Source organism: Tunicatimonas sp., from assembly GCF_049647865.1.
Lineage (GTDB): Bacteria > Bacteroidota > Bacteroidia > Cytophagales > Cyclobacteriaceae > Tunicatimonas.
This window is the reverse complement of sequence record NZ_JBARYM010000847.1, coordinates 1-6,124: the sequence shown is the minus strand read 5'-3', so window position 1 is coordinate 6,124 and position 6,124 is coordinate 1. Positions and strand designations below refer to the sequence as shown.

Below are 6,124 nucleotides of genomic sequence, written 5' to 3'. Positions count from 1 at the left end.
GCGCTGGATCAATACCTAATGCTTTGGCTGACTTTAGGTAGACTTCCGGGTGGGGCTTGCCGTGGGCGACCATGGTAGAATCGATGATCGTTGGAAAATAATTTCGCAGCCCGGTATGCTTTAACGTAAAGTCTACGTTCGCCGGGGGTGCTGATGTTGAAACCGTGCGGGGAATGCGCTGCCGAGCAACCTCGGCCAAAAAAGTCACTAATCCAGTAGTGGGTTTAATATGTGGACGGTATAACTCTCGATACAATGCTTCTTTTTCTTCGCCAATCTCCCAAATTTCCTCGTCAGACATTTTCTGACCCAGTAAGTCGGGCAGGATATTTTCCATCCTCCGTCCATTTATATTCGCTTTATATTCTTCCTCACTTATTTTAATGTTGTGCTTCTCAAAGAATCCTAGCCAGGATTTCAAGTGAAACTCATGGTTGTCGACGATCACGCCATCCATATCAAACAGTAAAGCAATTGAATTCATAGTCTAGGATTTAAGGATTAGGGTTTGAGGGTTTAAGTCTTGGATAGGCAAACCTATGCATGAACACTCGAACACACAAATTCATGAACACATTCACCAAAAACTACTGTCCGAGTGATGCGGCATCAAAAGAAGTGACCGTAATTTCGTCCTCGTAGTTCTCTACAGCGAAAGTTAGCTCAATAGGGTTGCAGCACACTTCGCAATCTTCTACGTAGGACTGCTGCTTCACTGAAGTATCCAGTAACATGGAAATTTGGGAGAAACAATAGGGGCAAATAAAAAAATGCTCAAGCATACCTACTACATCAATATCTAGATTCTAGGTTGGGGGTGAGTTGAAATGTGATGGGTAGCACCATTCGTACTCGTACCGGTTCGCCGTCTTTGTATCCTGGTTCCCAGTCCTTCATCAGGCTCACAATGCGTTCAGCTTCTCGGTCGCACCCTCCGCCAATTCCTTTAATTGTCTTCGCCTGCGTAACGCTGCCGTCTTTGTCTATCACAAACTGTACAAACACTTTTCCCTGAATTCCCTCCCGCCGAGCGCGCTCCGGATAAACCAAGTGGTTAGTCACCAACCGGTAGGCTTGGTGCATTCCCCCCGGATACATAGGTTGCACGTCAACTGTGTTGAAGCCCGCTTCTTCTGACACAACTATTTTTGCCAAATAAGGATATTCTTCCTGAACATCTTCTCTAGCAAAAATAAACTGCTCAGCGATCGATAATTTAAAAGGCGGAAGCAATTTGTTGTTCAGTTCTTGCTCGTATTTCCCACCTCGACCACCAATGGCGTTCACTGCCTTGCCCTTAACAAATTCACCTTCTTTAAACGTCTCCACATAATAAAGTCGCCCGTATTCGTTAGAGCACTTCCACTTTCCATCCTTTTTACCATTCACAAACTTTCCTTCCACAATAATTTTACTCGGATTACCCGGCTCGTAGTAGCTATTTTGCCAAGTTCCGGTTCCATTATCTACCTGAGTATTACCTAAACTATCGTAGTATTCCCAAACGTAAAAATCATTGTCAGTAAATTCTACCCGCTGCTTCAGCGAACCCTCTGGATAATAGTAGTGCCACTCGCCTACTCGCTGCCCCAAGTCATAATTTCCTTTAATTTTAGTCTGACCATTAGCGTAGTAGAATACAAAAGGCCCGTGTCGTAACCCCGCCTGATAGCTCCCGCTCATCTGCAATTGACCGCTTCGGAAGTAGTCCTTCACTGCTCCAGCAAACACTAAATGAGTGGTATCGAGAGCACCAGTGCGAAAATACACCGCATCCTCGCGAGTAGTGAGTTTCCAGTAGTCATTGTAGTAAAAAGGAGTATTGGTTTGGGCAAATCCGGGAAGTACCAGCAGCAATCCTATCACGCTTAGAATGACCTGTTTCATCTCAGAAATACTTTCGATTAATGATTTCACTTAGAATAATCGCTTCGCGGGCACTTTTAGGGTTACTAAGTGCTTCCGATACTTCCTGGGCTATACTGTTCTTTTGTGGAGCTAGCTCAATAGGCTTAATCCGCTTTCCACTATCCTCCAACGATATTTTCTCGGCGATAAGCGTTGCTTTTTTGGCCGTTTGCTTTACCTCTCGTAATTTTTCTTTTGCTTCAGTTTCAACTTTCTGGACTTTCTTCCGCACCTTGGGCGGAGGGGTAGGCTGCGGTTTATTCTCTCCCATCATCTCCCGTAGAATATCCTCAAATGTAGATGGTTGCCGGGGCCGCGTTTCTTCCGGATCAACGACAGGCTTCTCTGGTTGGCGTGCTCCCTCAAATTCTTCGCCATCCCCACGAGAGGGATTTCGCTTCTTGTTCAGAAATCGAGAGAAAAAGGAGAAAGCAGCGAATGCCAGAAATATCAGTAGCTCTAAGTAGTTTTCCATTTATCGAAGTTCAGAGTTCAGAGTTCAGAGTTCAGAGTTCAGAGTTCAGAGTTCAGAGTTCAGAGTTCAAGATACTCACGAACCTCTTAACACCCAAACACCTTAACACCTTAACACCTTAACACAAAACCACTCTTTTCTTCGCTGAATGTTCCAAATTACTCTATATTCGCCGTTAATTCGAGCGTGAAAGGGCAAATCAACATTCAGATTTGCTGCCTTTTCTACCGAATATCTGACTGATTTTGAAGGGATTATATGCAACTTTCTACACTAGAACTAAAAGGTTTTAAGAGTTTCGGCGATAAAGTAACAATTCGGTTCGACCGGGGTATTACTGGTATTGTAGGGCCGAATGGCTGCGGAAAATCTAACGTAGTAGATGCAATTCGCTGGGTGCTGGGCGAGCAAAAATCGCGGATGCTCCGCTCCGACAAGATGGAAAATATCATCTTCAATGGTACCAAAAAGCGAAAAGCCACTCAATTAGCCGAAGTTTCCCTCACTTTTGATAATACCCGCAATCTACTTCCTACCGAGTATACCCAAGTAACCATTACCCGCCGCTACTACCGTAGTGGCGATAGCGAATATTTACTAAACGGGGTACCCTGTCGACTGAAAGATATTGTCAGTTTATTTATGGACACCGGTATTGCCTCCAACAGCTACGCCATTATTGAGCTGAAGATGGTAGACGATATTCTGAACGACAAAGATGGCTCGCGACGAGCCTTGTTCGAAGAAGCTGCTGGGGTGAGTAAGTTCCGTGTCCGAAAGAAGGAAACATTACGAAAGCTACGGGCAACCGATGACGACTTGGATCGTGTAGAAGATTTACTATTCGAGATTGAGAAAAACCTAAAGTCGCTAGAACGGCAAGCCAAACAGGCCGAACGCTACTACAAAGCCAAAGAAGAATACAAACAGCTAAGCATCACGCTGGCTAAATCTAAAATCCGAGCTTCCCAAGAAGCCAGCACGGAAGCTAAACAGCAACTCGATAAGGAAACTGACCGGAAGGTTCAATTAAGTCGGCAGGTAGACGAAAAGGAAGCTGCTTTAGCCCAATTGAAAACCAATTTGGTGCAAAAAGAGCAACTGCTTGCTTCACGCCAAAAAGCCCTCAATGATCATGTAGCTACTATTCGTAATGCGGAAAGTGATAAGCAGGTGAAGAATGAGCGCCTTAAATTCCTGCAAGGCCGGAAAGATCGCCTCAACGCACTATTAAAGCAAGACCGAGAAACGGTTGACCTTACCACGGAGCACCTGGAAAAGCTTCAGTGGGAAAAGGCCTCGGCTGCCGAATCGCTCGAGCAGATTCAACAGCAGGTAACTGAACTGGAGGAAGAGCACCGTACTTACCAGTCGCAAACGTTGGATTTGAAAGATGAAGTAGCCGAAGCAGATGAGGTAGCTAGAGAACATCAAGAGCAGGTGTATCAGTATCAGAAGCAACTGGAGATTAAGCAGATGCAACTTAATGCTACCCGGCAGGAATTAGAGAAAAGCACTGAAAACACTTCTGCTCGCAATGCTGACCTAACCGAATTCGACCAGAAAGCGGTTGTAATTCAGCAGCAAATTGAGGAGGAAGAACAACAACTGGAAGATACCGAGCAACAAGAAACCGAACTGCAAGATCGTATCACCGCCTTTATTGACGAGATAGAAGAAAGTAAAGATACGATAACCGCGCTTAACCGTCAGCAAGATGCTCTGCAAAATGAGTACAACCTTACTAAATCGCTCGTCGATAATCTGGAAGGCTTTCCCGAAGCCATAAAATTCTTAAAGAAAAATGTAGACTGGGCTAAAAAAGCTCCGCTCCTGTCCGATGTGGTTACTTGTCCCGAACAATACCGCGTTTGTATTGAAAACTACCTGGGGCCCTACATGAACTACTTTGTGGTAGAAAGCCGAGCACAGGCAATGGAAGCAATTCAACTGCTGGGTGATGCAGCTCAAGGAAAAGCACATTTCTTTTTACTAGATGAGTTACAGCAGTTCGTTCCTCAGCGAAACGGAAGCCCTTTAAAGAACGCTGAATCTGCGCTACACGTGGTAGAATACGATGCTAAATATCAACGGCTAATTCAGTTTCTACTGAATCAGGTTTACGTTACTAATTTATCTGATCTATCGCCGCAAGAAAAATATTCACTGATTACTGCTGATGGGCAAGTAGTGCAACAGCCGTTTCGCTTATCGGGTGGCTCAGTAGGACTGTTCGAGGGCAAGCGACTGGGTCGGGCTAAAAATCTGGAAAAACTGAAAGAAGATCTAAGCACGCTTAAGCAGCAAATCGGCGATAAGCAGGTCTTCTTGCAAGAACAACAGCAGCAAGTTCAGCAGCTCCGCCAGCAATCCTACGCTTCCGATCTCATCGAGATTCAACGGAATATTAATCGTTTACAGCGAGACTACGCCACCTTTGCCTCCAAGAAAGAGCAGCTTTCGGAAATGCTCTCTAGTCAGGCCCAGCAGCAAGACGATACGCTGGCTCTCATTGCCCAACTGGAAGAGGAGTTAGAGCAAGTTACGCCTCAATTACAAGAAGCTGAGCAGCAGCTTCAATTGGCGAAGGAGCGGCAGCAGCAACTTAGTAGCCAATTGGCAGTAGAAAACGAGCAGCTTAGCGAAAAGTCAGCGGCTTTCAACCAGGAAAAGATTCGCTACTTCCAACAAGAGAGCACACTGAAATCGCTCAATCAGGAGATTACCTTCAAAGAAGAATCTTACGAAAACGGTATTCAGAGCATCGCCAAGAATCAGCAGGAGTTAGAAGTTAATACGCAGAACATTACCGAACTGCTCAACAGCAATGATATTGGCGAAGATGAGTTGCTGGCGATGTACGATGAAAAGCAGGCTATTGAGACCGGAGTAAACGAAGCCGAGCGCGACTACTACGCCCACCGAGGCGATATTGACCAAAGCGAACAGGCCATTCGGGATTTACAGCGATCGCGCAGCCAGCAAGATACGCTGATTATGGAGCTACAAAACAGACTCAACAGCATTCAACTAGAGCTAACTAGCGTTCAGGAGCGGCTTTCGGTAGAATTTGATCTGGATGCTAAAGAGTTACTTTCGCAGGAGGGTGAAGAGGAAGTGCAGCCTACCGATGAAGAGTTGGAAGCGATGACTATAAAGCTGGAGAAAATTCGGGAGCGCATTCGTAAGATTGGCCCAATTAACCCAATGGCGATGGAGGCTTACGACGAAATCAAACAGCGTTACGACTTTATCAGTAGCGAAAGGAACGATTTACTGCAAGCGAAAGAATCGCTGATGACTACAATTGGCGAGATTGATGCCGTAGCCCGCGAAACCTTCATGGCAGCCTTCGAGCAAATTCGGGAAAATTTCGTCCGAGTATTTCGCACGTTGTTTACCGAAGAAGACGATTGCGAACTCAAACTTACTGATCCGGATAATCCGTTAGACTCACCGATTGAAATTATGGCCCGCCCCAAAGGAAAACGTCCCCTAACAATCAACCAGCTTTCGGGAGGAGAAAAAACGCTTACTGCTACCTCACTGCTGTTTGCTATCTATTTACTAAAACCGGCCCCTTTCTGTATTTTTGATGAGGTAGATGCCCCGCTCGATGATGCGAACATTGACAAGTTCAATAACATTATTAAAGAGTTTTCCAGCGAATCGCAGTTCATTATTGTCACCCACAACAAACGAACCATGGCCAGCACCGACGTGATTTACGGAGTAACGATG

Annotated in this window: 5 protein-coding genes; 1 reads left to right on the top strand and 4 read right to left on the bottom strand. The window is 45.5% G+C overall.

Annotation, left to right across the window (positions count from 1 at the left end; genetic code table 11):
• The 4 genes from WBA23_RS24380 to WBA23_RS24365 all read right to left on the bottom strand — a co-directional run.
• Positions 1-484, bottom strand: a 484-nt coding sequence (locus WBA23_RS24380) for an HAD family hydrolase (RefSeq protein WP_424584886.1), incomplete at its 3' end; no start/stop codon positions are given.
• 103 nt (positions 485-587) lie between these two features.
• Positions 588-782 carry a CPXCG motif-containing cysteine-rich protein gene (locus WBA23_RS24375; protein ID WP_424584885.1) on the bottom strand — a complete coding sequence of 65 codons (195 nt, stop codon included), beginning with the start codon at positions 780-782 and terminating at the stop codon, positions 588-590.
• A 10-nt stretch (positions 783-792) separates the two neighbouring features.
• Positions 793-1,887 carry a TonB family protein gene (locus WBA23_RS24370; protein ID WP_424584884.1) on the bottom strand — a complete coding sequence of 365 codons (1,095 nt, stop codon included), beginning with the start codon at positions 1,885-1,887 and terminating at the stop codon, positions 793-795.
• Position 1,888: 1 nt separating this feature from the next.
• Positions 1,889-2,383 carry a hypothetical protein gene (locus tag WBA23_RS24365; RefSeq protein WP_424584883.1) on the bottom strand — a complete coding sequence of 165 codons (495 nt, stop codon included), beginning with the start codon at positions 2,381-2,383 and terminating at the stop codon, positions 1,889-1,891.
• 258 nt (positions 2,384-2,641) lie between these two features.
• Here WBA23_RS24365 and smc point away from each other — a divergent pair.
• On the top strand, positions 2,642-6,124 hold a 3,483-nt coding region (gene smc / locus WBA23_RS24360; protein ID WP_424584882.1), incomplete at its 3' end, for a chromosome segregation protein SMC.

Excerpts from the sequence above, each read along its gene's own strand:
- WBA23_RS24375 (WP_424584885.1), bottom strand. The coding sequence starts at position 782 with ATGCTTGAGCATTTTTTTATTTGCCCCTATTGTTTCTCCCAAATTTCC.
- WBA23_RS24365 (WP_424584883.1), bottom strand. The coding sequence starts at position 2,383 with ATGGAAAACTACTTAGAGCTACTGATATTTCTGGCATTCGCTGCTTTC.
- WBA23_RS24370 (WP_424584884.1), bottom strand. The coding sequence starts at position 1,887 with ATGAAACAGGTCATTCTAAGCGTGATAGGATTGCTGCTGGTACTTCCC.